General features: G+C 40.9%; 2 protein-coding genes. One reads left to right on the top strand and one right to left on the bottom strand.

Going from position 1 to position 2185, the window contains the following annotated elements; translation table 11 throughout:
• The first annotated feature begins 150 nt into the window (after nt 1-150).
• Nucleotides 151-897: a DeoR/GlpR family DNA-binding transcription regulator gene (locus tag B3I52_RS08465; RefSeq protein ID WP_293300348.1), complete on the top strand. Its 747-nt coding sequence runs from the start codon at nt 151-153 to the stop codon at nt 895-897.
• 42 nt (nt 898-939) lie between these two features.
• Here B3I52_RS08465 and B3I52_RS08460 read toward each other — a convergent pair whose 3' ends face one another.
• A complete protein-coding gene (locus B3I52_RS08460) occupies nt 940-2136 on the bottom strand; it encodes an anhydro-N-acetylmuramic acid kinase (RefSeq protein WP_293300347.1) in 1197 nt (398 codons plus the stop codon).
• Between the last annotated feature and the right edge of the window lie 49 nt (nt 2137-2185).

Raw genomic sequence — 2185 nt, 5'->3', positions numbered from 1 at the left:
TGGGGACACCCGCCTATAGCCCAAGCTAGAGTTTGGTGTCTCCACCAAACTCTACATGTAAAAGGCCGCATGATTTTTGCCTATTTCATTCCACCTCTTTATTTAAAAAGAATTTTTACTACCTTAACAGCAACAAAATTAACCACATAAATGTTAAAAAAAGAACGCCACAATATGATTATGCGCCAGATAAACTTGCACAACAGGGTGTTAAGTTCCGATTTGGTGGAATTACTGAATGTATCTGAAGATACCATTCGAAGAGATTTACAAGAACTTGCCGACAATAACCTACTCAACAAAGTACATGGCGGGGCCCTTTCCAAGTCTTACCAGTCATCGTTCGACGACAGTAGGGTTTACGCCAAGGATGCAAAAATTACCATTGCCAAAAAAGCTGCTTCTTTAATTAAAGATGGCATGGTGGTATTAACTGGAGGGGGAACAACCGTTATTGAGCTGGCAAAACAACTGCCGCAGCACTTGCAGGCCACATTTATTACCATTAGCCCTTTGGTTGCCGTAGAACTGGCCAAATATGAAAAGATAGAGGTAATATTAATTGGCGGACTGTTCTCTAAAAATTCGCAGATTAGTTACGGCGGTCATGTAATTAGCCAACTAGCCGATATTAGGGCCGACCTTTGCTTAATGGGCACCAGTGCCCTGCATCCAACAGATGGGGTAACAGATACCGATTGGGAAATTAATCAGCTAAAAAAAGCCATGATCGCTTCTTCTAAAAAAACAGCTGTATTATGTATATCAGAAAAGCTAGGCATTACATTAAGACTAAAAGTAGCGGGGCTAGAGACTATCAGTTATTTAGTTACCGAACTAGAGGCTACAGACGAAGCATTGACCTCCTATCAAACAAAGGATTTACAGATTATATAAAACAAAAAGGAGGGCTTGCAATCCCTCTTTTTTGTTTTTCGACTACCGAGGTAAACTAATTTTACCCATCCCCACCGAGGGCACGCCTGTTCTTTCGCCAAAATAAACACTGCTCCCACAAATAGTTTCATTAGCCAAAAGCGCAAACAGCACTGCTTCTTTGGCATCTGGGTTAACCGCTAAATCTTGGGTGGTTTTAAATGTTAGTTGTGGCAACTCCTTTTTTAACACCTCCAACAAAAGAGGATTATGCATACCACCACCGCTCAAATACACTACCGCACTTGAAAGCCTAGGCATTATACGCTTTATAGCAAGCGCTATACCTTGCGCAGAAAAATGGCAAAGCGTAGCCATTACGTCTTCTTTTGACAACCTATAAGTATTGCTTTTTTGTTGTGCCTGCGCTAAATAATCTAAACTGAACAATTCGGGTCCAGTAGTCTTAGGAAACTCCGCAGCAAAGAAATCGTCTTTTAAAAGTTCTGTCAAAAGCTGTTCGTTTTTACTCCCAGACGTAGCAATGGCGGCATCTTTATCGTAGTATAAGCCAAAATGCTTTTGCACATAATGGTCCATCAAGGTATTGCCAGGGCCAATGTCGGTAGAGAAAACCTTAGCTGCCTCTAAGTCTTCTGGCAGGTAGGTGAAATTTGCAATACCGCCAATATTCAACATGATCCTATCTTCGCCCTTTTTAGAGAAAATAAGGTAATCGCCGTAAACAGCTAGTGGCGCCCCTTCTCCTCCAGCGGCAATATGTTTCTGCCTAAAATCGCTAAGGGTAATTATTCCTGTGTTTACCGCAATATGGTCGCCATCGCCTATTTGCAAAGTACCGTTTGGCAATCCCTCCTGTTTGTGCAATGATTTTGGCGCATGATAAATCGTTTGTCCGTGGCTAGCAATAAAATCAATATCCTCATTTTTATAGCCCCACGCTGCTATTGCTTGATTAATTAGTTCGGCATGGGTTATGGCAATTTGTTCGTTCATTAAACAAACCATTTCTAAATCTACTTCCCGTTTAGAGAAAATAGCTTTCACTTGTTCCCTAAAGCTGTCGTTATAGTTGGCCGTCTTGAAATGAAGGAGTTCAAATGTAGTTTCGCTTCCGCTACCTTTAAAAGAGCAAAGCGCAATATCCAAGCCATCCATAGAGGTGCCAGACATTAGGCCTATGATTAATTTCTCTGGCTTATGCGATTTCCTGTATAAGTTATCTATTTGGCTCATCACATTACAAATGTAGTTTTATTTAGGAACTGTTTAAAAATGATATTAACCC

This window comes from Pedobacter sp. UBA4863 (genome assembly GCF_002399615.1).
GTDB lineage: Bacteria > Bacteroidota > Bacteroidia > Sphingobacteriales > Sphingobacteriaceae > Pedobacter.
This window is presented reverse-complemented; position numbering and strand designations above follow the sequence as displayed.

What these genes read in the sequence shown, in the direction of transcription:
- B3I52_RS08465 (WP_293300348.1), top strand. Translation starts at nt 151, where the DNA reads ATGTTAAAAAAAGAACGCCACAATATGATTATGCGCCAGATAAACTTG.